Source organism: Rhodococcus sp. NPDC059968 (assembly GCF_042738615.1).
In the GTDB taxonomy this organism is placed as follows: domain Bacteria; phylum Actinomycetota; class Actinomycetes; order Mycobacteriales; family Mycobacteriaceae; genus Rhodococcus_F.
Genome location: NZ_JBHWUE010000085.1, coordinates 16,731 through 41,898 on the forward strand (window position 1 = coordinate 16,731; position 25,168 = coordinate 41,898).

The 25,168-nt window shown below is 61.2% G+C and carries 21 protein-coding genes; 12 read left to right on the top strand and 9 right to left on the bottom strand.

What is annotated here, in order from left to right; genetic code table 11:
* Position 1: 1 nt before the first annotated feature.
* Positions 2-1,390 carry an MFS transporter gene (locus tag ACFWAY_RS41185; protein ID WP_378458310.1) on the top strand — a complete coding sequence of 463 codons (1,389 nt, stop codon included), beginning with the start codon at positions 2-4 and terminating at the stop codon, positions 1,388-1,390.
* 225 nt (positions 1,391-1,615) lie between these two features.
* Here the strand turns inward: ACFWAY_RS41185 and ACFWAY_RS41190 are convergent, their stop codons facing one another.
* The 4 genes from ACFWAY_RS41190 to ACFWAY_RS41205 all read right to left on the bottom strand — a co-directional run bounded on the left by ACFWAY_RS41190 (position 1,616) and on the right by ACFWAY_RS41205 (position 7,833).
* Complete coding sequence (locus ACFWAY_RS41190) at positions 1,616-2,410, bottom strand: cytochrome P450 (RefSeq protein WP_378514576.1); 795 nt, start codon at positions 2,408-2,410, stop codon at positions 1,616-1,618.
* Positions 2,411-2,980: 570 nt separating this feature from the next.
* Positions 2,981-4,657: an AMP-binding protein gene (locus ACFWAY_RS41195; RefSeq protein WP_378514577.1), complete on the bottom strand. Its 1,677-nt coding sequence runs from the start codon at positions 4,655-4,657 to the stop codon at positions 2,981-2,983.
* A gap of 93 nt (positions 4,658-4,750) precedes the next feature.
* Positions 4,751-5,752 carry a bile acid:sodium symporter family protein gene (locus tag ACFWAY_RS41200; RefSeq protein ID WP_378458307.1) on the bottom strand — a complete coding sequence of 334 codons (1,002 nt, stop codon included), beginning with the start codon at positions 5,750-5,752 and terminating at the stop codon, positions 4,751-4,753.
* Between the two features lie 338 nt (positions 5,753-6,090).
* Entirely contained in the window at positions 6,091-7,833 is a 1,743-nt protein-coding gene (locus tag ACFWAY_RS41205; protein WP_378514578.1) for an aldehyde dehydrogenase family protein, read from the bottom strand.
* 47 nt (positions 7,834-7,880) lie between these two features.
* Between ACFWAY_RS41205 and ACFWAY_RS41210 the strand changes: the two genes are divergently transcribed.
* The 4 genes from ACFWAY_RS41210 to ACFWAY_RS41225 all read left to right on the top strand — a co-directional run bounded on the left by ACFWAY_RS41210 (position 7,881) and on the right by ACFWAY_RS41225 (position 12,227).
* Positions 7,881-9,473 carry an AMP-binding protein gene (locus ACFWAY_RS41210; protein ID WP_378458305.1) on the top strand — a complete coding sequence of 531 codons (1,593 nt, stop codon included), beginning with the start codon at positions 7,881-7,883 and terminating at the stop codon, positions 9,471-9,473.
* Between the two features lie 44 nt (positions 9,474-9,517).
* Complete coding sequence (locus ACFWAY_RS41215; RefSeq protein ID WP_378458304.1) at positions 9,518-10,321, top strand: enoyl-CoA hydratase/isomerase family protein; 804 nt, start codon at positions 9,518-9,520, stop codon at positions 10,319-10,321.
* A gap of 37 nt (positions 10,322-10,358) precedes the next feature.
* Positions 10,359-11,498 (top strand): acetyl-CoA hydrolase/transferase C-terminal domain-containing protein, encoded by a 1,140-nt coding sequence (locus ACFWAY_RS41220; protein ID WP_378514579.1) that lies wholly within the window; start codon positions 10,359-10,361, stop codon positions 11,496-11,498.
* 66 nt (positions 11,499-11,564) lie between these two features.
* Complete coding sequence (locus tag ACFWAY_RS41225) at positions 11,565-12,227, top strand: GntR family transcriptional regulator (RefSeq protein ID WP_378458302.1); 663 nt, start codon at positions 11,565-11,567, stop codon at positions 12,225-12,227.
* Here ACFWAY_RS41225 and ACFWAY_RS41230 read toward each other — a convergent pair.
* Together ACFWAY_RS41230 and ACFWAY_RS41235 are read right to left on the bottom strand one after the other, a co-directional pair.
* Positions 12,195-14,015 (bottom strand): acyclic terpene utilization AtuA family protein, encoded by a 1,821-nt coding sequence (locus ACFWAY_RS41230; RefSeq protein WP_378458301.1) that lies wholly within the window; start codon positions 14,013-14,015, stop codon positions 12,195-12,197. The two genes, ACFWAY_RS41225 and ACFWAY_RS41230, sit on opposite strands and share 33 nt — an antisense overlap.
* 3 nt (positions 14,016-14,018) lie before the next feature.
* The gene (locus ACFWAY_RS41235; protein ID WP_378458300.1) at positions 14,019-15,203 is read right to left on the bottom strand and encodes an acyl-CoA dehydrogenase family protein; all 1,185 of its coding nucleotides are present in this window, start codon (positions 15,201-15,203) and stop codon (positions 14,019-14,021) included.
* 243 nt (positions 15,204-15,446) lie between these two features.
* On the opposite strand from ACFWAY_RS41235, the gene ACFWAY_RS41240 reads away from it, so the two are divergent.
* Genes ACFWAY_RS41240 through ACFWAY_RS41255 form a run of 4 tightly spaced genes read left to right on the top strand, consistent with a single transcriptional unit; the run spans position 15,447 to position 19,739 of the window.
* The gene (locus ACFWAY_RS41240; RefSeq protein WP_378458299.1) at positions 15,447-16,205 is read left to right on the top strand and encodes an enoyl-CoA hydratase/isomerase family protein; all 759 of its coding nucleotides are present in this window, start codon (positions 15,447-15,449) and stop codon (positions 16,203-16,205) included.
* 5 nt (positions 16,206-16,210) lie between these two features.
* Positions 16,211-17,095: an SDR family NAD(P)-dependent oxidoreductase gene (locus ACFWAY_RS41245; protein ID WP_378458298.1), complete on the top strand. Its 885-nt coding sequence runs from the start codon at positions 16,211-16,213 to the stop codon at positions 17,093-17,095.
* Positions 17,092-17,856, top strand: coding sequence for an enoyl-CoA hydratase-related protein (locus ACFWAY_RS41250; protein ID WP_378458297.1), 765 nt, complete (start codon positions 17,092-17,094; stop codon positions 17,854-17,856). The genes ACFWAY_RS41245 and ACFWAY_RS41250 overlap by 4 nt, the downstream gene beginning before the upstream one ends.
* Positions 17,853-19,739 carry an acetate--CoA ligase gene (locus ACFWAY_RS41255; protein ID WP_378458296.1) on the top strand — a complete coding sequence of 629 codons (1,887 nt, stop codon included), beginning with the start codon at positions 17,853-17,855 and terminating at the stop codon, positions 19,737-19,739. The genes ACFWAY_RS41250 and ACFWAY_RS41255 overlap by 4 nt, the downstream gene beginning before the upstream one ends.
* A gap of 61 nt (positions 19,740-19,800) precedes the next feature.
* Here ACFWAY_RS41255 and ACFWAY_RS41260 read toward each other — a convergent pair whose 3' ends face one another.
* The 3 genes from ACFWAY_RS41260 to ACFWAY_RS41270 form a co-directional block, all read right to left on the bottom strand.
* Positions 19,801-20,040, bottom strand: a complete 240-nt coding sequence (locus ACFWAY_RS41260) for a hypothetical protein (RefSeq protein WP_378458777.1) — start codon at positions 20,038-20,040, stop codon at positions 19,801-19,803.
* A 268-nt stretch (positions 20,041-20,308) separates the two neighbouring features.
* A complete protein-coding gene (locus ACFWAY_RS41265) occupies positions 20,309-21,169 on the bottom strand; it encodes an SDR family NAD(P)-dependent oxidoreductase (RefSeq protein WP_378458776.1) in 861 nt (286 codons plus the stop codon).
* 158 nt (positions 21,170-21,327) lie between these two features.
* Positions 21,328-22,533, bottom strand: coding sequence for a cytochrome P450 (locus ACFWAY_RS41270; protein WP_378458775.1), 1,206 nt, complete (start codon positions 22,531-22,533; stop codon positions 21,328-21,330).
* Positions 22,534-22,684: 151 nt separating this feature from the next.
* Between ACFWAY_RS41270 and ACFWAY_RS41275 the strand changes: the two genes are divergently transcribed.
* The 3 genes from ACFWAY_RS41275 (at position 22,685) to fdxA (ending at position 25,078) form a co-directional block, all read left to right on the top strand.
* On the top strand, positions 22,685-23,248 hold the full coding sequence (locus tag ACFWAY_RS41275) for a TetR/AcrR family transcriptional regulator (RefSeq protein ID WP_378459223.1): 564 nt from the start codon (positions 22,685-22,687) through the stop codon (positions 23,246-23,248).
* A gap of 82 nt (positions 23,249-23,330) precedes the next feature.
* The gene (locus tag ACFWAY_RS41280; RefSeq protein ID WP_378458773.1) at positions 23,331-24,794 is read left to right on the top strand and encodes an FAD-dependent oxidoreductase; all 1,464 of its coding nucleotides are present in this window, start codon (positions 23,331-23,333) and stop codon (positions 24,792-24,794) included.
* Complete coding sequence (gene fdxA / locus ACFWAY_RS41285) at positions 24,791-25,078, top strand: ferredoxin (protein ID WP_378458772.1); 288 nt, start codon at positions 24,791-24,793, stop codon at positions 25,076-25,078. The genes ACFWAY_RS41280 and fdxA overlap by 4 nt, the downstream gene beginning before the upstream one ends.
* Positions 25,079-25,168: the final 90 nt, after the last annotated feature.

The window sequence follows — 25,168 nt, forward strand, 5'->3', positions numbered from 1 at the left end:
CATGACGACTTCACAGATCGAGGGCCACACCGGCCACAACAATCCCGACGTCCGTTCCGCGGTGCGAAAGTTCTTCGCCCGCTTCATCCCGCTGATCATGATCATGGTCGTTCTCAACCAGATCGACCGCACCAACGTCGGCTACATCAAGGAACACCTCGAGTCGGATCTCGGGATCGGCCCCGCCGCATACGGACTCGGTGCCGGCCTGTTCTTCGTCGCGTACGCGATCTTCGAAGTGCCCAGCAACATGATCATGCAACGCGTCGGCGCCCGGGTCTGGCTCACCCGCATCATGGTCACCTGGGGTCTCGTCGTGATCGGAACGGGCTTCGTGCAGACCGAAACCCAGTTCTACACCGCGCGGTTCCTGCTCGGCGTCGCCGAAGCCGGCTTCGTCCCCGGTGTGTTGTACTACTTCGGGTACTGGCTGCCGCAGAAGTACCGCGGCCGCGCCACCGCGTTGCTGCTCAGCGGCTCCGCCTTGGCATACGTGGTGTCGGGCCCGCTCAGCGGCGCACTGCTCGAGCTCGACGGCGTCCTCGGCATCTCCGGCTGGAAGTGGATGCTGTGGATCGAGGGCACCATGACCGTTGCGGTCGGGATCGTCGCCTTCTTCTTCCTGGTGTCGAAGATCGCCGACGCAAAATGGCTCACCGCCGCCGAGAAGGCCGCCCTCACCGCGGCCATCGAGGAGGAGGACGACGCCCGCGACCGCGCACAGGGGGTCGGGGTCAGCAAGTGGAAACTGCTGCTCAACGGGCAAGTGCTCCTGATGTGCCTGGTGTTCTTCTTCATCCAGCTCGTCGGCTACACCATGACGTTCTGGCTACCGACCCAGGTGAAGGCGCTCGGCGACCTGAGCTCCTTCGAGATCGGGCTGATCACGTCGATCCCCTGGATCCTATCGATCGTCGCGATGAACTTCGCCGGCCGGACCCGCGACAAGTTCCCCACCCGCACCCGTCTCATCGTCACGGCGGCACTGGTCCTCGCCGCAGTGGGCACGTTCGTCGCCACCGCAGGCAACCCGCTGCTCGGCTTGTTCGGAATGTGCCTGGCGGCCATGGGGTTCAAGTCGGCATCGCCGGTATTTCTCACCATCCCACAGGCACTCCTGTCGGCGAAAATCTACGCCCCCGGCATCGCGCTGGTCACCGCGCTCGGCAACCTCGGCGGGTTCGTGGCACCGACAGTGCTCGGCGCGCTCGAGGAGGCCACCGGCAGCATCACGATCGGGCTGTACGGCCTCACCACCATGGCACTGCTCGCGATCGTGGTCCTGTACCTCATCAAGCGCAACGACGAGGCCGAAACCGGTGCGGCCTCCGCCCGGCTCGACACCGAAGAGGCCGTCGCCGCTGCCGGCAGCCAGGACTCCCTGCGCTGACATCACGTCAACGCAGGTGACAACCGACGGTGCCCCACGCCCTCGCCTAGCCTACCTCTAGCATCGATCCTTTCGTCTTGCGGACCGACCTGCGGATAGATGGCCGGTAGCGAGGTTCGCTCCAAAGCAAGCCCTTGGCCGCGAGTCCTGATCAACGCGGTGCGCGTGATCCTGGGGGCGATGGCACCGCAATGCTCCGGCTGCCGAGGATCTACTCACGCTGGTCTACCTGTTCGGCAGAAACGCGACCTCGAGGACATCGACGCCTCGCGTCCACAGCCCGGTCGGCTTAGGCACGAACCCTTCGGCGAGCCTCAAGTTCGACATGTTATCCAAGATCATGCCGGTTGCAATCTCGATCTCGGCCTTCGCCAACTGGGCCCCGACACAGAAGTGTCTTCCCGTTGCGAAACCCAGATGATCAGACGCACCGCTGAAACCCTTCGATGTGCTGTTGTCTGGGCGGAACATGTCGAAGTCGTTCGGATTTGCGAACTTTCGCGGGTCCCTGTTGGCTGCGGCAATCAGAAGGTTGATTCGTGCACCCTTCGGAATTGTCACTCCGTGAAGTTCGAAGTCGACGGCAGCCTGTCTACCCGCTATCCCCACGGGTGGCGTGTAACGCATCGTCTCGACGAACGCGTCCACGATGAGCTCACGGCTGTCTCGAACTGCACTGAGCTGGTACGGATGTTGTAAGAGGTTGAGCAGCATCAAACCGAGCGCGCGGTCGGTCGTCTCTCCACCGGCCGTGATCATGAGACTGACGAACGCGCGTACTTCTTCGTCACTGAGTCGATTGCCGTCTATCTCCGCCAACGCCATCTGCGAGATCAGGTCGGCGCCAGGATTGGCACGCCGTTCTTCGATGAGGGGTAGCACGTACTCCGTCATCTCCGCTCGGGCCGCCAATCCGCGGTCGATGACTCCCTGATCACCCGACAGGTTGGCGGTGAAAGCATGAAAAGCCCGGTACCAGCGGGAAAAGTCCTCGTGCCGTTCTCGTGGAAGGTCGAGCATCGTTTCGATGACGGAGATGGGGAGTTCGCCGAAGTAAGTAGAACACCAAATCTATCGCCGCGAACTCTCGCTGGCCGGTCCGAACGCGGTCTGCTGCTGCATCGAGTTGCGGCAGGAACATCTGCTCCACCGTTGTCGTCACAGTGGGGCGCAGGTCGTCGATTCGGACAGTATGGAACAAGGGGTTCAGCAACAAGCGGTGTGACTGATGCTCCTTGCCGTCCAACTCGAGCACGGTACGTCCGAAGATGAGACCGAGTCCGTCCGCGTAATTCTGCGAATTGGTTTCCTGTCCGCGCAGTAACCGTTGGACGTCCGAATGCCTCGAAACCAGGCAACTTCGGATCCCGGATGGTAGACCACCGGAGACACTTCCCTCAGATACTGGTAGGCGATCTGCGGATCGTTGTCGTGCTCGTCCGACAGGATGTCGGGTACTTCTGCGGTGGCGGTGTGCATGATTTCTCCTTCTCGAGGGGGGAAATCAGGACGAATGGTGGAACCGGGGCGCGTACGCGACATAGACCGAAGTCGTGGCGCTGTCGAGGCGAAGACGTGAACAGTGCTGGATCAGATCTGCCTGCGTGTCTCAGCGTCGAAGAACTGGGTCAGGTTGACCTCGGCATCACGCCGGAGAACGTCCTTGCGGATCTTCGAGGTCGGAGTTTTGGGTAGGTCGTCGACGTGGCGTATATAGCGGGGGCGCATGTATCGGGACAATTCCGCCTCCGCCAGCAGATCGAGTTGTTCTGCGGTGAGCTGTGTACCGTCTTCGGACGTGAAGTACACGGCGATGTCGTCCTCGGACATGTCGCCCAGGTCCGATGGGACGGCGATGACCGCCGCCTCCAACACCCCGGTGAACGACTGCAGGACCTCTTCGAGCTCTCTGATGGACACGTTCTCACCCCGTCGTCGAAGTGAATCAGATTTGCGCCCAACGAAATACAAAACGTCGTCCTCGTCCACGTAGCCGAAGTCACCGGTGTGGAACCACAGATTGCGGAAGTCGTCCCACGTCTCGCGCTCACGCCCGTAGTAGCGCTGCACGGTGATGTAGGGGTCGTGTCGACGCACCGCGATCTCGCCAACCGTTCCTAGCGGAACTTCGATGTCATCGGCATCGACGATTCGCACGTCGTTGTGATCCCGCAGGATACGACCTGCCATTCCCGCTGGACGGTCGTATCCCTCCCCAGGTCGAGAAATCGACACCGGTGCACATTCGGTCAGGCCGTAGAGAGTGGCGAACCGGGCTTGGTAGCGGTCGTCGAATTCCTGCACATTGCGCGGGAACGGCACCACCAGCACCGTCGACACGCGGTTGTCGGACTCTTCCGGTGACGGCGCCTTCTTCCACAACAGCTGCAACATGCTGCCGAGCAAGCTGACTGCTGTGCAGTCGAAAGGCTGTACATCAGCCCAAAATTTGCGCACCGAGAAGCGGCGGCCCAACACTACCGTCGCACCGAGACCGATGGCCGGCAGGAGCGTGTGACACTGCGCATTGGCATGGGAGAGGGGCAGGCAGGTGTAGAAGCGCTCCTGTGCGTTCCAACCGCAGGATTCCGCAATCTTCAGCGCGTGGGTAATCGGTTGAGCCTGGCTCACTACGGCGGCTTTGGACGGACCCGACGTCCCGGAAGTGAACATCAGCAGATAGTTATCGCTGAAACGCGGAACTCGGTGCTCATCATCTTTGCCGTCATCCGCGACATCTTTGGGCGCGTACGGTTCCTGAACGCGTCCCAGCCGAGGGACCGTACCGATCTCGTCGGCCGGTACATCGTCGAGGATCCACACGTAGCCGAGAAGGTCTTCTCCGAGAACGGATTCGACGTTCGCCGCCTGGGACGAGGCAATGACGCCGTAGCTGCAGTCGGTGGATCGTAGAAAGTGACCCAGCAGTTGGCCTTTGGCCTCCGCGTGAATGGGTACCCCCACTGCACCAATGCGCCCGATCGCCAGGAGAAGCCAGATGTACTCCGGCCTGTTGTCGAGCAGAACCGCGACACGAGTTCCAGGCGTGACGCCGGCGTCACGCAGCATTCCGGACGCCTTCGCGACCTCGACATCGGCCTCGGCGTAGGTGAACTCATTGCCCTCCCACAGCAGAAACGTCCCCTCCGGCTTGGACCGCACAGCCCGCCGCCACAGATTATCCACCGTACGATCTCGCAGTTCGGGAAGGAGACCGGGCTGCACGAGATCCGACCCGTCGGAAGTACGAATCGTGTCCGTTGTCATGCGGCGTGCTCCTCATAGTGCGACGGGAAGTTCATGCGAAGACCTTCCCGGCAAGTACTGGACGGCTTCCGTCCATGAATCTGCGGGGGTAGCTCACTCCTGGGCGAGCACACCCGATGTCCCTCCTTTTACATCGGCTCCTACACCAGTCGATGTCCGACGATCCTCCGACTCGGTGCTGCTTGCCCAGAACCTAGCGAGGATCGCACCGGAGATGACGTGCCACGATCCGGCGATTGCGCTCGGGAGCGCTGCCGCCGGACTGAAATAGGTGTTGGCGAGAGCCGACGCAAGCCCGGCATTCTGCATACCGACCTCCAGGGTGATCGCGCGAGTTTCCCGGAAAGATCGACCTGTCGCACGGCTACCCAGATAACCGAGAGCGAAACCTCCAACGTTGTGAAGGATGACAGCCAGGATGATGATCGGACCACTCGCGAGGAACGCTGCATTTCCTGCTGCGAACACACCACCGGAGATCACGATAATCGCGACACCTGATATCGGACCGACCAACGGCATGAAGCCGCGTACCAGTTTCGGAAACGCATACCGGATGACCAGACCCAACACGATCGGGACCAATACGATCTGGGCGATGTCACGAGCCATGGACGCAACCGAGATCGTGATCATCTCACCGACCAACAGCTTCATGAGCAGCGGTGTCAATCCGATGGAAAGAAACGTCGACAGCGTTCCCAACGCAACAGCAAGCGCCACATCACCTTTGGCGATGAACACCATCACGGTCGAGGCAGAACCACTCGCAATGGAACCGAGCAGCACAAGTCCGACAGTAAGATCGGAGCTCAGTTGAAGTGCGGTGGCAATGCCAAGTGCGAGCAACGGCATGATCGTGAAGTGACAGACCGTACCGATCACCACCGATACCGGACGCTTTGCGATGGTCGCAAAATCCTGCGGAGACAGAGTCAATCCCATCATCAGCATCAAGAGCATGATGATGTACTTCGCATAGGCCGCGATCGGCGCCAGTTGGTCGGGAATCAGCAAGGCCAGACCTGCGGCACAGATGATCCAGATCGATAAGTATTTCGTCAGCACACCGGATGCCGCATGAAAATGTCGCATAGTGATCCTTCGAGTCAGGGAACTGAAGAGGGCCAAGACAACATCCGTTGCCCACCTGTGTTTTCGACAGATAATTGTTGCCAACCGGGTTGATCAGAACGCATGAGATATGACCGAAACCCCGTAGCGGCGAGTACAAATCAGATACCCGTCCTGCGCGTCCGATACTCCGTGGACAACCCGGAGATGCAGGGCAAGTGTAATGCGCGTCACGTCATTTAGGCAATATTGGCTCCACTATTGCCTAAAGAAAAATCCAGTCCCCATGCCAAAAGCACACACGCCTCCTCCGAAACGTACGGAGGAGGCGCGTGCGCAGTTGCGACCGGTCGGCGACGTCAGAGAGTCACGAACACCGATTTCGGTTCGGTGCAGGAGTGGTACCAGTCGAGCCCGAAGTCGCGTCCGATCCCGGATTGCTTGAAACCACCGAATGGCATCCTGGGGTCGAGCTTGAAATAATCGTTGACCCAGACGGTTCCAGCCTTGATACGCCTGGCGACGGTGTGCGCGCGACGAAGATCGCGCGTCCAGACCGCCGCTGCCAGGCCGTACTCGGTGTCATTTGCGAGCCGAATCGCCTCCTCTTCGTCATCGAATGGAATGACGGCCAGCACGGGTCCAAAAATTTCCTCCCGTGCGATTCTCATGTCGTTGTTGACGCCGATGAATACCGTGGGCTCGACGAAGAAACCCTTTCCGCCCGAGGCGTTTCCACCTACCGCTGCCACCGCACCCTCGTCCTTGCCCAATGCGAGATAGCTCGACACCTTTTCGAGCTGCTGGCGAGACGCGAGCGGTCCCACCGACGAGTTCGGATCCAGCGGATCACCGACCGTGAGCGCCGAAACCTGCTTCACCATCGCCTCCACGAACCGATCGTGAATCCCACGCTGCACGAACAACCGTGTTCCGGCGAGACACACCTGGCCAGTGATGGACACGAACCCAATGAGCGACGCAGTCACCGCGGCGTCGAGGTCTGCATCGTCGAACACGATGTTGGGAGACTTGCCGCCCAGTTCGAGCGAGACGCGTTTGAGATTGGATACCGACGCAGCGAGGATTCGACGGCCCGTCGGCGTCGAACCGGTGAATGCAATCTTGTCGATTCCAGGATGTTCGGAGATCGCACTTCCGGCAGGATGCCCCAACCCGGTGATGACATTGAGAACCCCCCCGGGGAGGCCGGCTTCCGCAAGCAACTCCCCCAGGCGAACCGCCGTCAGAGGCGTCGTCTCCGCGGGCTTGATGATGAGTACGTTGCCCGCAGCCAGAATCGGCGAGGACTTCCATACGAAGTTCGTCACCGGGGAGTTCCACGGGATGATGGCACCACACACGCCGATCGGATCGCGAAGTGTGTAGTTGAACGAGCCCGGGTCGGTCTGCGGCGTATCGCCGTGAATGTGTTCTGCGCCGCCGGCGAAGAATCGGACTGTCTCGGCTGCATCGGTGATCGACGCAACCGCAGTCGCCAGCGTCATGCCGTTGTTCAGCGACTCGAGATGCGCAAGTTCCTCGCGATGAGTGTCAATCAGATCGGCCCATCGACGAAGAATCTTCGCTCGATCGAGGGGACCCAGGAGTGACCACGGTCCGGTTTCGAACGCCGCGCGTGCGGCCGTGACCGCACGATCCACATCAACGGTACCCGCGGCGGCCACTCGGGCGATGACATCCTCGGTCGTCGGATCCACGACATCGAGTACGTCGCCGGAATCAGCAGGCACCCATTCACCGCCAATGAACAGCTTCTTGCTCGAATCCGTAAGAAACGCATCGACTGCGGGATTGCGAGTCCGCTCCGCGGCGTCGGAAATCTGATTCAAAGTCACGTGCGTCTCCGTCTTCTGCAGGTAGCTGGCAGCAGCCGGTCGGCAATCGTGAAATAAGTCGGCCAGCCGGCTCAAAGTAACGTCGATCACACCTGTAGTCAATATTGGATCCAAAATAGCTCCCACTCGCACGAGTGCTGCGGTGTGGGCCGAACCGTCACCAACTCCGAGTGTGTTTGACAGCACACCAGGGAGTGCTAGTTTGGCAACTAAATTGTATCCAGTATGCGCAGCACCCGACACCGCACCAACTCCGAGGTCGGCCTACTGCTTCAGTGAAGGGAAGTCGCGTGGACGAACGCACAATCCTCGGCGCGCTCATGGCATCCGACGCGAAGGCTCCAGGCGAGGTCCGTCTACGCCTTGTGGGCGACCGTGGATATACTGCACGCGAATTGCTTACTCGTGCGGCATTACTCGCTGGCGTACTCGTCGAATCGGGAGCCCACTCGGGTGACCGTGTCGCCATCATGATGTCGAATCGCATCGAGTTCCTGGACACGTTCTTCGCAGCGGCTCACATCGGCGCATTGTCCGTACCGCTCAACACCAGCCTTCGCGGCCCCATCCTCGAGCACATGCTTCGAGACTCCGCACCAGCCGTTCTGGTGATCGAGGAATCGTTCACAGAGGTGATCGGACGCGCCTTGACCAAGGTCGGCATCTCACCGCGCGTCCTCGTCATCGATCACGCTCCATCCTCGTTCGCGATGGACACGCGCGACTACGCAACGGCCCTCGACGCGGCAGGGGCAGTCCCGCCAGCCGACGTCACTCGGTACGACGACGCAGCCATCCTGTACACGTCGGGCACGACCGGTCCTTCCAAAGGCGTTTTGCACACGCATAATTCGATCGTGGCCTTCGGGGAGAAGGCCGACTGGCTCTTCGGTTACACACCACAAGACGTCGCACACAACTGCCTACCGCTGTTCCATGCGAACGCACTGTGCGTGACGCTGCTGCCCGCGCTCCGAGCAGGCGCGACCGTCGTGTTCGGAAGGCGGTTCTCCGCCTCCGGCTTCTGGCAGGAAGTCAGGGACGAACAGGCCACCGTCATTTCCATATTGGGGGCCATGGTCCCGATCCTCTGGGGAGCGCAACCGACAGAGGACGACGCGGACAACGCAGTACGCGTAGCGTTGTCCGTACCCACGCCGTCCGCGGAGTACTACGACTCCTTCGAGAAAAGGTTCGGCCTTCGTCTCGTGTCCCAATACGGAATGACAGACACGTCCTCGGTCATCGGGACGCCACCGGACCAGCCCGGGCGTCCAGGGTACTCCGGCGTTGCACATCCCGACTTCGAGTGCGTGGTGGTGGACGAGCACGACATGCCGGTGCCCGACGGCGTAGCCGGTGAGCTCATCGTTCGACCTCTCAAGCCCGAGAGCATCATGAGTTGCTACTGGAACAACGCCCAGGCCACGATGGAGACGTGGAGGAATCTCTGGTTCCACACCGGCGACGTACTCGTTCGGGAACCCGACGGGTGGTTCAAGTTCATCGATCGACAGAAGGACGCCATGCGGCGATTCGGCGAGAACATCTCGTCGTTCGAGGTGGAAACCGTCGTCGCTACGCATCCCTGTGTTCACGAAGTTGCGGTCTATGCAGTACCTTCCGATCTGTCAGAGGATGAAGTCATGGCAGCGATCGTGCTCGTTCCGGGCTCGGTCGCGGACCTCGCCGAGCTCGGCCGCTATTGCGACGAGCACCTTCCCTACTTCGCATCGCCGCGATATCTACTCGTAGTAGAAGAACTTCCGAAGACCAAGAACGAAAAGGTCCTCAAATCGGAGCTGCGCCGCATAGGCGTGACCGACAAGACCGTAGACCGTGGAACCCGAGGTCGGAAAGCAGCTGCGACACCAGCAGTCTGAAACGACCCGCCCCGCTCGAATCATTCACATTCAGAGGAGTAGCTGTGCCCAAGGAATACATGACCAGGTTCAAGACGGCGGACGTTTCGATCGACGACGTCGGCGTCTTGACTGTCAGAGTCCATTCACGAGGCGGGTCACTCGGATGGAATGCGTTGCCCCATCGCGAATTACCCGAACTGTTCGCAGCCATCGCCGCCGACCGAGATGTACGCGTCGTAATTTTCACGGGCACCGGAGACCGGTTCATCGACCTGATCCCATCCTTCGAGGAAGCAGTCGCACGTGGCGGGGCGCCCGCCGCGGTCATGGACGACGGACTGTTCGAAGGAAACCGGTTGATCTCTGCATTGCTGGCGATCGAAGTCCCGATCGTCGCGGCGATCAACGGTCCGGTCGACGTGCACGCCGAACTCGCTCTACTCAGTGACATCGTGCTGTGCACCGAGGAAACCTACTTCCAGGACGCAGCCCACGTTCCTCTCGGGCTCGTCCCGGGCGATGGCGTCCAGGTGCTGTGGCCACTTCTGCTCGGCTTCAATCGCGCACGGTATTTCCTGCTGACCGGCCAGAAGATCTCCGCTGCAGAGGCTCTCACGCTCGGACTGGTATCCGAAATTCTGCCCTCCGACGCACTGGCAGACCGTGCGATCGCGCACGCGCGCCGACTGGCCGTGTGCAACCCGGTCTTCGTCAGGAACACACGACTGGTGTTCATCGAGCAACTGAGGCGTGCGATGGCGGCCGACCTGTCCACCGGTCTCGCACTCGAAGCCGTGGCATCTCTGTCAGGTGCAAATTGGGACGGACCCTACGCTCCCGAGCCGATCGGTCCGATCTCCGAATGATCATCAGCGCAGCGCAGTTGATCGATGGGCGACTGCGATGAGGACGGTTCTCTGCGCCGAGGGCCCGGTCGAACCGCAGGCCGCTCTCGAGCGCTATTTCGAGTTGCACCCACCGACCACGCTCGATCCGGTACACTTGGTGTTCGGAATGCGCCGCAGCGCGCCGAGCCTCCCCCACCTGGTCGGGGCCGAATGCTTCACAGTGGGCTCCTACATGCCCGGGCGTGGGTTGAAGCATGTTCAACCGCTCACCTACCACCGTCAGTCGTACAGCGAGATCTGCCGATCGCTCGCTGACAGATCTTTTCGGGCCGATGTGCTGATCACGTGTGTAACCCCACCCGACAACGACGGACAGCGTTCGCTGGGAGGAGTGAACGGATACTTGGATCCCGTTGTCGCACTTGCCCCCCGCATCTTCGCAGAAGAGGTCTCCTGGCTGCCCCGGATTCGCGGGGCGACGGTCGTGACCGACGTCGACGACGTGGTGACCAGTCGGACGTCGGACAGCGACGAGCAACCGCATTTCTCGGCGGCATTCGATGCGGTGGACGAGGCGGTCGCCCGACAGGTGGCGCGCCTGATCCCGACGGCTCCACGTCTGGCCCTGGGCATCGGCCGGGTCAACGATGCCTTAGCACTCCAGCTCGCCGGACGCGGGGATGTCGAGATCCTCACCGGCGTATTCACCGAAGCAGTGCGAAAGATGTACGACAGCGGTGCTATCGGCGGCGCGACAATGCGAGCAATGTCCGTGATCGGATCTCCGTCACTTCTTCGATGGGCCGCGTCGTGCGACGACGTACTTCTCTTGCCGTCCACCAAAATCCACAACCACGCCTGGCTGTCCCAGCACGACCGCTTCGTCGCGGTACTCGGCGCGATCGACCTCGACTGTGCCGGCAACATCAATTCCGAACGCGTGGGCGATTCCACTATCTCCGGAAGGGGCGGCTCGGTCGACTTCGCGCGGGGCGCACACGGCAGCCCGGGCGGGCTGAGCATCGTCGCTTTGCGGAGCAGCGACAGGAACGGCGTGTCCAGACTGGTCCAGCACGTGAGCGATCCGAGCATCAACGGCGACGTCATCGATGCGGTGGTCACCGAGAAGGGGTCTGCAATCATCACGGACCTCGACACCGACGAACGCAGGCGCGCTCTCTCGGCTATCTTCTGACACGCTTGTATAGCTGCACTGCGGTGACGATTGCGCAGTGTGTAGCAATCTCGTAGGATTGGATCCATGATAGCCGACAATATTGCGGCCGTGTCGACTCCGGAAACCCGCGTTGGTGCGGTTGTTCGCGCGGCGATCGATATACGCGAACTGGTGCTACAGCGCGTTCTGCTTCCCGGCGAACAGGTACGTCAGGAAGACCTCGCGCAACAGCTGGGAATCAGTCGAGGCCCGATCCGCGAGGCACTTCAGGTCCTCGCGGTGGAGGGCATCGTGCGATACGAACGCAATCGAGGCTACTTCGTCACTCGGTTCACATCCGACGAAATGCGGCAGCTGTACCTGATCCGCGAACTTCTCGAGTCCGAGGTCCTGCGGAGTCTTCCGCCGATGTGCGAGGACGACCTCACGCGGCTGCGGAAGATCAACGACGAGATCCGTACCGATGAGAATTCCGGCGAGGTCATCCGGCTAAATCGAGCGTTTCACGATGCCGTCACGGAACATTCGTCACTGACCCTACTGAAGGGCCAGCTGGCGACGATCGGCCGAATGACGCTGGCGTATCAGTCACTGTCGATCAATGCGCTGTCGAATCGGCATGTGGTGGTGTCCGATCACGATGACATGATCGCCGCGCTCGCGGCGGGCGACAACGAACTACTCGTCGATATCGCTCGCCGCCACCGCAAGGCATCACTCGATCGGCTGATTCCCATCCTCAGCTGAGTACAGGGTCACCGGAACTTCGACCAACCGGCTGGCCAGGTATTCGCCGAGACCTTTGCCCTGAGGGTCGATTCGGGTGCAGGCCGAAACGCCATCGCCCAGGTACTGGTAGATCATGAAGTTCATTCCGCGCAGATTCGAGAACACGAATCGCTCCACCCGCAGGTCGGCCAACTCCGGCATGAGCAATCGCAGACGGTCGACTGTGAGAAATGTGTCGAGCCAACGGAATGTTGCATCATCACGTGCCCACGCACCGAGGTTGGCAGATCCGGCTTTGTCTCCGGATCGTGTTCCCACGAACGCGCCCAGCATCGCAGGCGTCGTCGCCCCGAGATCGGAATCAGAACCGGTGACGTCCGGACGTTCGTTCTCGGCGATCGGGTAGGGCTCAGCGGCAGCATCGTCCCAAGCGGGCCACGCCACCGGAATGTGCGATCCGTCATCGACCAGCACGGACGCGTGAACCAGACTTTTCTCGATCAGCGACGGCCACTGGACTCCGAACAGGCGCTCCGACTGCGGCGGCGTGGTCATGTAGAACCCGGGGACACTCGATGTTGCAATGGAGACGATCCGGCTGGAGAAATGTGCCCGGTCGACGCGGTTGCGTTCCTTGTCTCGAACGGTGAGCACGAGCCAGGCGGTCGCCTCCTCAAAGGTGCCGTGAACATTCGCTGGACCAATTGTGGCCCAGCGACATTCGTCGAAAGACTCGGGCTTACCGATTTCGGCCTCGACCTGCCGACGAATCCAGTCGATCTTGTTCTTCAGGTTCGCGCCGGTGAGCCCGATCGTCATGGTGTTCCGATACCCACCCTCGAACGTCAGCGACAACTTCGCCGTCGACGTCGGCGCGAATCCCACTGTGCCCGAGACCCGTACACGATCCGCACCTGTGCTCTCGACATGCACGCTCGTCAGATCCGTGACAACATCCGGGTTCTGGTAGGCATGACCGTTGACCTCGTAGAACAGTTGCGCAAGCACGGTGTCAGTGGTGACCAGTCCCCCACTGTCGACGCTCTTGCCTATGATGGCCGAACCGTCTTGCGAGATGTCCACGAGCGGCATCCCGGGAAGTCCGAGATCGCCGTGCTCTGCGAAGAAAGAAAAGTTCCCGCCGGTTGCCTGCGCGCCGCACTCGATGATGTGGCCGGCAACCACCGCGCCGGCGAGCTGATCGTAATCGGTCGGCTTCCAGCCGAATTTCCACGCGGCTGCTCCGACCACCAGGGATGCATCGGTCGTACGAGGACAGACGACGATGTCGGCACCTCGACGCAGCGCCTCGACGACCGGCCACGCGCCGAGGTACGCATTTGCGGTCAACACACGGTGCTCTGACAGATCCAGTGCGACCCCCGTATCGATGTTCACCAATTCGAGGTCGTCTCGTTCTTTCAGTACGTCGCGTACATCGTCACCGATGACGGCAGCGACACTCAGCGACACTCCGCGCTCAGCACAGAGTTCCCGAATTACTGCAGCAAGACCGGGGGCATCGAGTCCACCGGCATTGGTGACCACCTTGATTCCGCCCTCGGCAATCTCGTCTAGATGCAGCGCCAGCACATCCACGAACGCCGAGACGTATCCCTTACCACCTCGTTGTTCGTTCTTGGCCAAGACCAGCATCGTGAGCTCGGCCAGGTAGTCGCCGGTCAGAATCTCTACGCCGCTTTCGAGCAACTCCGCCATTCCGTCGGTACGGTCCCCGTGCCATCCGGTGAACTGCCCGACGCGAAGCGCCCCATCGGGCTTGCCGTGTGTTCGTTCGATTGTCATGGCTCAGTAGCTCTTCGGTAGGCCGAGGGTGCGCTCTGCGATGAAATTCAGAATCATCTGGTTATTCACCGGAGCGACGCGAGGAAGTCGCGATTCGATCCACTGTCGACCGATGTGATACTCGCGGGAAAACGAGTAACCGCCGAAGACCTGCATGGCGGCATCGGTCGACGAGACTGCAGCCTCACTGCACAGATATTTCGCGGCATTGGCCAGCGAACCGATCGCAGACCCCCCGCGAACCTCGTACTCGTCGACGGCCCGATACAGCACCTCTGCGGCAGCCAGCAGGTCAAGGTAGCTTTTCGCGAGAGGGTGTTGAACGCCCTGGTTCTTTCCGATCTGACGGCCGAACACGACGCGGTCGAGGCTGTACTGTGTCGCTGCGGCCAGCGCCCATCGGCCGAGCCCCACCGTTTCCGCGGCCACGAACAGTCGTTCGCTGTTAAGGCTGTGCATGAGGTGGTAGAAGCCCTGCCCGACTTCGCCTATCACATCTTCGTAGGGCACCTTGGTTCCTTCGAAGAACACCTCACATGATGCGACGGCATTGCGGCCGATCTTCGGAATGGGCCGGATCTCGACTGTCTCCGAATTCAGATCCGCGAGGAACAGTGTAATTCCCAGTCCGCGGCGTTCACCTTCGGCGGGTTCGGACGTGCGGGCCAGCAGCAACACCTTGTCACCGCGCATGGCGCCGGTGTTCCAGACCTTGGTTCCGCTGATGCGCCAAGACGTACCGTCGTCGACGGCCTTCATCGCGATTCGGGTGGTATCGGTCCCCGCGTCGGGTTCGGTGACGCCGAACGTCGTGTACAGCTTGCCCGCCGCGATCTGGGGAAGAAGTTCAGTGCGCTGCTTTTCGGTACCGAAGGCGAGGATGGTCGGCGCGCACAGCAGTGGCGTGTGGACCGTGCTGCATGCGTTGAGCCCGCCGCCGCTGGCACCGACCTCTTCGAGAATGGCCACCATGTTCGCGGTCGATCCCCCACCGCCGCCGTATTCTTCGGGGATGAAGGTACCCAAGAATCCCGAATCGGCGAACGCGCGGAAGAATTCCTCGGGAAACTCTTGATCTGCGTCCTTCTGATCCCAGTACGCAACATCAAATCTCGAGCACAAACCGCGGACGGCGCGTCGTAGGTCCGCATCTCTGGTCAGGTGAGGGAAGTGGTCATCGATTGACATTATTTCTCCAGACGGCAGCAATGGCGCAAAGCGGCGGCAATATTGTAGCCAATGTACGCCAGCGGATCGGACTGCGTCAATGAGATGCTGAATCTAGTGCTCACAATGTTGCAGCCAATGTTGACGGCAACTACAGCGCGTGCTCGAATGGCCATGGATGACCACTGCATAGTAAGTAGGACCGACAGGCGGCGACGGTGTGGTCACACCGATAGATCGTCCGAGAACAGGAGCGGCGGATCCATGTCACTTCAGAATTACGAGCACCTACGCATCCGCGGAGAGGACGGTATCGCGACCATCACTTTGAGTCGCGCGGGCGGACGCAACGCGTTCAATACCGAGTTCTATGCGGAACTCCGGTCCGCGATCCGTGAGGCCGAGGTGGATTCCTCCGTCGGAGGCGTGATAATCGATTCTGACGCAGATCATTTCGCCGTCGGTGGCGACCTCAAGGAGATGTTGGGCTACATCGAAGGGGATCCGCCCTCCTGGGACCTGTGGAAATTCCGGGACAGCCTTCCGTTCGAGGCCATCCGTGCATGCCGGAAGCCGACGATCGCTGTCGTCGACGGCTTCTGCTGCGGCGGCGGATTCGCGACCGCGATCTCCTGCGATTTCATCATCGCCTCTCCCCGTTCGAAGTTCGGAACCCCGGAGACGAAGGTCGGCCTTATCGACGGTTTGGTCGGGCCGGCTCTGTTCGGTCAGGTACCCCTGTCGGTCCTGAAGTATCTCCTGTTCTCCGGTGAACTCATCGCCGCGGACTACGCGCGGTCGGTCGGTCTCGTGTTCGAGGTTGTGGACACAGAATCGCTTCACACCAGAGCCCACGAGCTACTCGGCCAGTTCGCGGCCAACGGGCCCGAGATCGTCGCGGAGTACAAGCGAACGTTCCGGAGCTACGAGATTCCCGTGAACTACGAGGACACTATGCGAAACCTCTACTCCGACCCTGCGACCCGCGACCGGGTTCGGGGCTTCTTCACCCGAAAGAAGTGAGCACCATGAACAACTCAGCGATCAGTCCACACATCGATACGGTTCTGATCACCGGCGGCGCCAGTGGAATCGGCCGCGCGACGGTGAGACTTTTTCTCGACCGGGGCTGGACCGTAGTGGCGGCCGATCTGAACAAGGCGTCCGGAAAGTCGCTCGTCGCCGAATACGAACAGGAATCGAGCGACGGCCGCCTGTCCTTCGTCCAAGCGGACGTCTCGAGGGAGGCGGACGTCGAACACGCTGTGGCACACGCTGCGTCGTTCAACGGCGCGCTTGCCTGCCTAGTGAACAACGCAGGCATCGGCGGTGCCTTCGGATCCGTCACGGAAACGTCGGTCGAGGACTGGGACTACACGTTCGCCGTCCTGAGTCGCGGAGTCTTTCTCGGCGTGAAGCACGCCGCACGAGTCATGCGTGAGCAAGGCACGGGTGGGTCGATTGTCAACCTCGCATCTCTGGCAGCACTCACCGGAGACGCGGGCCTCCAGGCATATTCCGCCGCCAAAGCCAGTGTGCTGCACATGAGCAGGGTGTTCGCTACAGAACTCGGACCGGATCGCATTCGGGTTAACTGTGTGTGCCCCGGCGCCATTGCGACACCGCTCAATCCGTCCGCATCGCGGCAATTCGACGGCAGTGAACTGGCCCGCGCTCAACCGCTGCCGTTCGTGGGCGAACCCGAACATCTCGCACGCGCCATCTACTTCCTCGGTTCGCGCGAATCGTCCTTCGTCACCGGACAATATCTTGCAGTGGACGGCGGACTCGAAGCCGCCGGACCGCGCCTCGGAGAGTACCTGGGCACGGACCCCCGATACGCGACTCTCGTCGGCGTCAACAGGGGCAACACCGGAGTGAAGTCCACCGTTCGTGGCGGTGCGGCCCGATGACCGAAGACATCTGCCTCGTCGAAAAGCGCGGGCATGTCCTGATCGTCACCCTGAATCGACCCGCACAGCGAAACGCTCTCAATGCCGCACTGAGACAACGACTACGAGACGTCTTCGATGACTACGAAGCCGACTCCGAACTTCGGTGCGCGATCCTGACCGCGAACGGAACAGCGTTCTGTGCAGGCGGAGACCTCAAGGAGATGGCCTCGGAGGCGGTGCAGATTCCACCCGAGGAATGGAGTTTGCTTCTCAGCTCCAAGGGCCACGTGATCAAACCGGTGATCGGGGCGGTCAACGGCTTCGCGCTCGCGGGCGGATTTCGCCTCGTACAGGATCTCGACCTCTGTATCGCGGCGGATACCGCAGTGTTCGGCATCAGTGAAGTCAAGCGCGGTCGCGGTGCGCCCTGGGCAGCGCCACTGATCGACCTCATGTCCAAACGCGTCATGATGGAACTACTGATCACCGGCGAGCCGATGACTGCACAGCGTGCGTACGAGGTGGGTTTCGTCAATCGCGTCGTAACAGGAGACAGACTCCTGGACGAGGCTCTCGCCGTCGCCGAGACCGTGGCGTCGAACGCACCGCTCAGCGTCGCGGCGGGTAAGAAGCTCGTCGAGATCTCGACCGAGCTCGGTTCGAGTCACGCCGTCGCATTCGCGAACGCCGTGTACGAAACGGTGTATCGGAGCGACGACGCGGCCGAAGGCCCTCGCGCATTTGCAGAGAAGCGCCAACCTGTCTGGACGGGACGTTGAGCGAACGCTACGACACCGCACGAAAACTCGCGTTGTCCGACCCCGAGGGGTACTGGTCTCAACACGTCGGCCTGGTGGACTGGGTGACACCGCCGACGAAGATGCTGGATTCCGATCGCGCTCCCCTGCACAGATGGTTCACCGACGGGACGTTGAACACCTGCTACAACGCGGTGGATCGGCACGTTCTCGCCGGTCACGGCGACCGGGCCGCCATCATCTACGACAGTCCGGTCACGGGGACCTCGGCGACCCTGACCTACGACCAACTCCTCGAGCAGGTCGGCGCCTTCGCCGGAGGACTACGTGATTTCGGGGTCGGTGCCGGCGATCGCGTCGTCATCTATATGCCGATGATTCCCGAGGCCGTCGTAGCGATGCTGGCGTGCGCTCGCCTCGGCGCCGTCCACTCGGTTGTGTTCGGCGGATTCGCACCGCGCGAGCTCGCGGCCCGGATCGACGATGCCAGGCCAGTCGTCGTCGTCACCGCGTCGTGCGGCATCGAGCCCGGCCGCGTGCTCGACTACAAGAAGATGGTCGACGAGGCCCTCACCATCTCGTCGCACCGGCCCAATGCCCTGGTACTCGTCCAGCGACCACAACTACCCGCCACCCTCGAAGACTCGAGGGAATACGACTGGGCGGACGTTCTTCGCCGCGGCGCAACACATCCCGCTACACCGGTCACCGTGCGCGCAACCGACCCGCTGTACATTCTCTACACGTCCGGCACCACCGGCCGACCGAAGGGCGTGGTGCGTGACAACGGAGGCCATGCTATCGCCATGGCCTGGGCATTGCCCAACGTGTACGACATCCACCCGGGACAGGTGTGGTGGTCGGCGTCCGACATCGGCTGGGTGGTGGGCCATTCGTTCATCGTCTACGCGCCACTCATCTCCGGCGCCACTACAGTTCTCTACGAGGGAAAACCCGTGGGGACACCGGATGCAGGTGCGTTCTGGCGAGTGATCGCCGAGCATTCCGTCCAGGGGCTGCTCGCGGCGCCGACCGCGATCAGGGCGATCAGACGCGTTGATCCGGACGGAGAGCTCATCGCCGATCACGATGTCACGTCCCTTCGCAATCTGTTCCTCGCCGGAGAGCGCCTCGATCCCGACACCTATTCCTGGGCAACGGATCGCCTCGGAATTCCGGTCGTGGATAATTGGTGGCAGACCGAGACCGGTTGGCCGATCGCAGCGAATCTTCGAGGCTTCGATCCGATGCCGATCAAACCCGGATCACCGAGCGTGGCGGTGCCGGGTTTCGACGTCCGGATACTCGACGAGCACGGACAGGAAATCGAGGCGGGAGTGGAAGGGGCCATCTGCATTCGCCTCCCGTTACCGCCTGGCACTCTCCCGACGCTATGGGGTGACGACAACCGGTTCGTCCGGTCCTACTTGTCGACATTCGACGGGTACTACCTGACCGGAGACGGCGGCCACATCGACGAGGACGGATACCTCTTCGTCATGGGCCGAACGGATGACGTCATCAACGTCGCAGGGCACCGGTTGTCGACCGGATCCATCGAGGCAGTCCTCGCGGCACATCCGGCAGTGGCCGAGTGTGCCGTCATCGGCGCGGCAGACGCACTGAAAGGCCAAATCCCCCGGGGATTCGTCGTACTGAGATCCGGTTGGCAGCAAGATCATTCAGAACTCGTCGCCGAGCTCATCAGGTCGGTACGCGCCGACATCGGGGCAATCGCAACCCCGAAGGACATCGTCGTCGTCGACGGTCTTCCCAAGACGAGATCCGGGAAAATCCTCCGAAAGTCTATGCGAGAGATCGCCGATCTCGGAGCTACAACGGTGCCGGCCACGATCGAGGACCCGGCCGTGCTCGACAAGTTGAGATCGGTACTACGCCCCTAGAGAGTGAAGACGAGAACGGCGCCCGCCGATAGGCGGGCGCCGTTCTGGTGTCGGGGTCGACTCAGGACGTTCGACAGCGGTGGAACCACACGTCCACGGCCACCGCGGCGATCACGATCGCGCCCTTGATCACCAGTTGGAGATTGGGATCGAGAGTGAACGCCGAGAAGACGTTATTGATGATCGCGGCGACAGCAGGTTCTGTAAATTGACGGGCGAGCAGAAACTCGGGTACACGATCGACGTCCCGATTAGCAGAGCCACGAGAACGATGAGCATGGTGTTGGTCAGCAATCCCCACGATCGATGCTTTCGTACATGGTGGGTATACCGTGTCGATCGCGGGTCATCTTCGACTCCCTCGGGACTGCGGCACCCGAGCGGCACCGTCGAGGCGAATGTAATGGTCGTCACTATTCAATTTGAGTCTGCGAATCCATCTGAGCGCTAATACTATTCGAATACAGAGTTCCGAATCAGACAGATCAGGCACACTGCGCAGACGGCGAACGCGGTCCTGCGGCAGATGCCACAGTACCGCGCTCCACTACAGGAGTTCTCGTTGCCGATCAGTAAGCCGGTGAGGGATTGATACGCGGCAGGATGGTATGACCCGCATCGACCGGAACGATCGTGCCGGTGACGGCCCATGCTTCGTCCGACAGAAGGAATGCAACCGTTTCACTCACGTGGCCCGGTTCGAGTGGACCTCGCCCCTTCAGGATGCCGTAGTTGTGACCCGCCTGAATCAGGTCCGCCTCTGTACCCCCGGGGTGGCCAGCCATCAGATCGACCGCACCCTGCCATCCATGAAGCCCGGTGCGGATGAATCCGGGGCAGACCGCGTTCACACGAATGTTCAGCGGTCCCAGTTCCATTGCAGCCGTGCGCAACAATCCGATGACGCCGTGCTTTGCCGACGCATAGTTTGCCGACCCTGGCAGGCCCTCTCCGATGCCCACCACGGACGAGATCAACACAATCGATCCCACGCCGTTCTCGATCATCAGGGGAGCCGCAGCCTTGACAGTGCGCCACGGTCCGGAGAGGTTGATGTTGATCGTTTCCTGCCATGCCTCTTCCGACATTTCCCAGATCGGTGCAAGCTGTCCCCAGATTCCGGCGTTGGCTACCAGCAGATCGAGCTTTCCGAATTCCGAGACAGCCTTCGCCACGGCACCGTCGAGGTCGTCCTGCGATCGGACGTCGCCTTCGATCGCCAACGCGCGTCCGCCCTTGTCGCGAATGTCGGCGGCCCCGGTCTTGATGGATTCGGCCGTGGACATGGCGTATTCAGCCGTCGGCACGGGTCCGGGTCCGTCGAGCATGACCACCGCTGCGCCCTTCGCGGCCAGAACCTTCGCGTGCGAAGCGCCCATGCCACGTCCCGCGCCGGTGATCAGTGCAACTTTTCCGTCCAGTGTGCCCATAGCTCTACCTCGATCTTGTTGTGATTGAAAGGATCTGCTGAATTCGACGGATTCGGCATGACGAGGACATGCGTTGAGACCTGCATCACACGATGTTCTCCGAGCCTAACTGGATACTCTGGAGATCGCAATGTTGTATCCAATTGTCCCGTAAATTTCTACTTCCGAAGAACGATGGGGAGCCCCAGTAGCGAACGCAGGATCGCGTTGTCCGCATACGCCGGTTCGAAATCGGCTCGGGCGAACTCGATCGACCCGAAACGGTCGAAAAGCGCGTTCAGGGCAATCTCGGCTTCCAGTCGCGACAATGCCGCGCCCACGCAGAAATGAATACCTTTTCCGAACGAGATATGTGCGCTGCTCTTAGCACTTTCGAGGTTGACGTCGTCGGGATGCTCGAAATGGTCGGGGTCCCTGTTGGCGGCACCGATCATCACCATCACACGAGAACCGGCGGGCACAGGTACGCCCTTGATCTCTGTGTCCACAGTCGCCACCCGCGGAAAGCCTTGAATCGGCGACTGCAACCGCAGCGCCTCCTCGACGGCGGATGGAATCAGCGATCGGTCAGCACGGACTCGTGCCATGAGGGCCGGCTGCTCGAGCAGCATCAACAGCGTCGAGGACAGCAGATTCACCGTTGTCTCGTTACCTGCAACGAGCACGACATACGCGATGGCGATGATTTCTTCTGTCGTCAACTGGCCGTCCTCGGCCTCGACAAGGGCCGCCAGAAAGTCCGACGACGGCGAAGCGCGGCGGTCATCCGCGCGATCCGCAAAGTATTGGAGCAGTTCGGTCAGGGAAGTGTTCACTTCGATCTGCCGCTGCTCGGACAGCGTACCGCCGAGTACCTCAGCGGCGTCGTCGGACCATCGCTTGAAAATGTCTAGGTCATCACGCGGCACACCGAGAAAGTCGGCTATGACGATAAGCGGCAAGGGCTGAGCGAAATCCCTGACGAAATCGACGGATTCGTTCTGCTCGAGCTTGGAGATCAACTCCTGTACGGTACTCGTCACTTCCGGCGCCAGCGCAGCGATCCGGCGAGGCGTGAAGGCTTTGTTGACGATTCGCCGGTACCGCCGATGCGACGGAGGATCGTTGGTCAGCAGAGTACGTACGATTCGATGCCCCTGCGCAAGAACCGCTTTTGCTGCGGGGCCCTGCTTCTGACGCAGCCCCGGGCCGGCCTTCGATGAATACACATCAGGGCTGGTGAGGACGTCGACACAGTCGTCGTATCCAAGGACTAGATACAGATCGTCATCAGGAACCTTGTAGACGGGGCACTCGTCCTGCATCTTCCTATATTGCGGGAACGGGCACTGCACTACATCCGGCTCGAACAGTCGTTCGGTCATCGGGTATCTCCTCTTCATTCTAATCTAAACCTAGGTTAGAATGACACACATGTCTCCCGCCGTCGATAGTCTGAGCGTCATGAACGAGGCCAGGCGTCCAAAGGACACTCCCGCAACTACGCCTCGCGGGGAATCCACGAAAGAACGCATAATGCAAGGCGCTGCCCGCGTCCTAGCCAAGAGAGGCTACGCGGCAACCACATTGGCAGACATCGCCAAAGCAGCTGGCGTCAAGGCAGGCAGCCTGTACTACTACATGGAGAACAAGGAAGACCTGATTCGAGATCTCATGACACGTGGCATCGTCGAAACTCACGCATACGTGGAAGACGCCGTCCAATCCCTTGATCAGGATGCCACTTCGCAGGACCGCCTCGGAGCAGCGATCGCAGCGCACATGCGGTACATGCTCACCAAGAACGACATTGCGCGCGCCAGCATACGGACGCTGGGGCAAGCTCCAGCCGAGGTGCAGGGCCCAGCGATCGAACTGCATCGCTCGTACGGGCACTACTTCTCGGCGCTGATCGAAGACGCGAAGGCCGACGGCTTCCTGGCACCGGACATCGACGCTCGCGTACTCAGACTGCTCATCATCGGGGCAGCGAACTGGTCCACTGCGTGGTACCAGCCGACCGGCGCGGAGAGCGCCGACGGGATTGCAGAGTTGCTCGTGCGCATGGCCTTCGGCGACATGTTGCCGCGTGAGAAGTGAACAGACCGAACACGACAAACGCTTTTCAGCAAGACAACCGCGTGGATGACATCCACCATCGAGAAAGTGACATCGAGCAGAGATGACTGATCAGACTCGCCCACTCCGAGTAGCCATCGTCGGCGCCGGACCGGCAGGCATCTACGCCGCCGACGCGCTCATCAAGTCCGACCACAATGTCAGCGGACCCGGCGTCAGCATCGACCTCTTCGAACGCATGCCCGCTCCCTTCGGCCTCATCCGCTACGGCGTCGCACCCGACCACCCCCGCATCAAAGGCATCATCACCGCCCTCCACAAAGTCCTCGACAAACCCCAAGTACGCCTCCTCGGCAACATCGACTACGGCACCGACATCACCCTCGACGACCTCCGGACCTACTACGACGCCGTCATCTTCTCCACCGGCGCCAACGCCGACCGCGACCTCAACATCCCCGGCATCGACCTGAACGGCTCCTACGGCGCCGCCGACTTCGTCTCCTGGTACGACGGCCACCCCGACGTCCCCCGCACCTGGCCCCTCGACGCCGAAAAAGTCGCCGTCCTCGGCGTCGGCAACGTCGCCCTCGACGTCGCACGCGTCCTCGCCAAAACCGGCGACGAACTGCTCCCCACCGAAATCCCCGCCAACGTCTACCAAGGCCTCAAAGCCAACAAAGCCCTCGAAGTCCACGTCTTCGGACGCCGCGGACCCGCACAAGCGAAATTCACCCCCCTCGAACTCCGCGAACTCGACCACTCCCCCAACATCGAAGTCATCGTCACCCCCGAAGACATCGACTACGACGAAGGCTCCGAAGCCGCCCGCCGCGCCTCCAAACAGGTCGACATGGTCGCCAACACCCTCCAGGACTGGGCCATCCGCGACATCGGCACCCGACCCCACAAACTCTTCCTGCACTTCTTCGAATCCCCCACCGAAATCCTCGGCGACAACGGCAACGTCACCGGACTACGCACCGAGCGCACCGAACTCGACGGCACCGGCAACGTCCGCGGCACCGGAAAATACAACGACTGGAACGTGACAGCTGTCTACCGCGCCGTCGGCTACCTCTCCCAGAACATCAGCCAACTCCCCTTCGACGACCAAGCCGGTACCATACCCAACGAAGCCGGCCGCGTGCTTGCCTCTTCGGGTCACTCCGCAGGCTCCACTCCAGCCGCATCCTCCACCGCCACCTACATACCCGCCACCTACGTCACCGGCTGGATCAAACGCGGACCCGTCGGCCTCATCGGCCACACCAAAGGCGACGCCAACGAAACCGTCGCCAACCTCCTCGAAGACGCACCCACCTTCCAAGGCGCCACTGAACCCGACGAAGCAGCAGTGGTGAAGTTCCTCGAAGACAAGCACGTCCCCTTCACCACCTGGGACGGCTGGTACCGCCTCGACGCACACGAACGCTCCCTCGGCGAAGAAGAAGGCCGCGAACGCATCAAAGTCGTCGAACGCCACGACATGACCGAAATTTCCCGAACAGTTTTGAATCGAATCGAACCTCCATTTATAACTACAAATACTGGTTCGAGCTCGTGACCTACGTGATTGCCGAGCCCTGCGTCGACATCATGGATAAGGCCTGCATCGAGGAATGCCCTGTCGACTGCATTTACCAGGGCACAAACATGCTGTACATACAGCCCGACGAGTGCGTCGATTGCGGAGCATGCGAACCTGCCTGCCCCGTCGAGGCCGTCTTCTTCGAAAGCGACTTACCTGAAGCGTGGAACGAATACACCACGATCAACGCCAACTTCTTCGAGAGTCTGGGATCTCCCGGCGGAGCAGCCAAACTGGGCGCAGGTTTCCTTTCCACCTAGAGCGTGTCTGCTATTTGCGGACGCGGTGATGGATGACGAGCGCACCGAGGAGTACGCCACCGAGATAGGTGGTGGCGTACTTGTCGTAGC

What these genes read in the sequence shown, in the direction of transcription:
- ACFWAY_RS41185 (WP_378458310.1), top strand. Translation starts at nt 2, where the DNA reads ATGACGACTTCACAGATCGAGGGCCACACCGGCCACAACAATCCCGAC.
- ACFWAY_RS41195 (WP_378514577.1), bottom strand. Translation starts at nt 4,657, where the DNA reads ATGACAACGGACACGATTCGTACTTCCGACGGGTCGGATCTCGTGCAG.
- ACFWAY_RS41235 (WP_378458300.1), bottom strand. Translation starts at nt 15,203, where the DNA reads ATGTCAATCGATGACCACTTCCCTCACCTGACCAGAGATGCGGACCTA.
- ACFWAY_RS41220 (WP_378514579.1), top strand. Translation starts at nt 10,359, where the DNA reads ATGAGGACGGTTCTCTGCGCCGAGGGCCCGGTCGAACCGCAGGCCGCT.
- ACFWAY_RS41250 (WP_378458297.1), top strand. Translation starts at nt 17,092, where the DNA reads ATGACCGAAGACATCTGCCTCGTCGAAAAGCGCGGGCATGTCCTGATC.
- ACFWAY_RS41230 (WP_378458301.1), bottom strand. Translation starts at nt 14,015, where the DNA reads ATGACAATCGAACGAACACACGGCAAGCCCGATGGGGCGCTTCGCGTC.
- ACFWAY_RS41275 (WP_378459223.1), top strand. Translation starts at nt 22,685, where the DNA reads ATGCAAGGCGCTGCCCGCGTCCTAGCCAAGAGAGGCTACGCGGCAACC.
- ACFWAY_RS41200 (WP_378458307.1), bottom strand. Translation starts at nt 5,752, where the DNA reads ATGCGACATTTTCATGCGGCATCCGGTGTGCTGACGAAATACTTATCG.
- ACFWAY_RS41240 (WP_378458299.1), top strand. Translation starts at nt 15,447, where the DNA reads ATGTCACTTCAGAATTACGAGCACCTACGCATCCGCGGAGAGGACGGT.
- ACFWAY_RS41245 (WP_378458298.1), top strand. Translation starts at nt 16,211, where the DNA reads ATGAACAACTCAGCGATCAGTCCACACATCGATACGGTTCTGATCACC.
- ACFWAY_RS41280 (WP_378458773.1), top strand. Translation starts at nt 23,331, where the DNA reads ATGACTGATCAGACTCGCCCACTCCGAGTAGCCATCGTCGGCGCCGGA.
- ACFWAY_RS41225 (WP_378458302.1), top strand. Translation starts at nt 11,565, where the DNA reads ATGATAGCCGACAATATTGCGGCCGTGTCGACTCCGGAAACCCGCGTT.
- ACFWAY_RS41190 (WP_378514576.1), bottom strand. Translation starts at nt 2,410, where the DNA reads ATGCTCGACCTTCCACGAGAACGGCACGAGGACTTTTCCCGCTGGTAC.
- ACFWAY_RS41270 (WP_378458775.1), bottom strand. Translation starts at nt 22,533, where the DNA reads ATGACCGAACGACTGTTCGAGCCGGATGTAGTGCAGTGCCCGTTCCCG.
- ACFWAY_RS41265 (WP_378458776.1), bottom strand. Translation starts at nt 21,169, where the DNA reads ATGGGCACACTGGACGGAAAAGTTGCACTGATCACCGGCGCGGGACGT.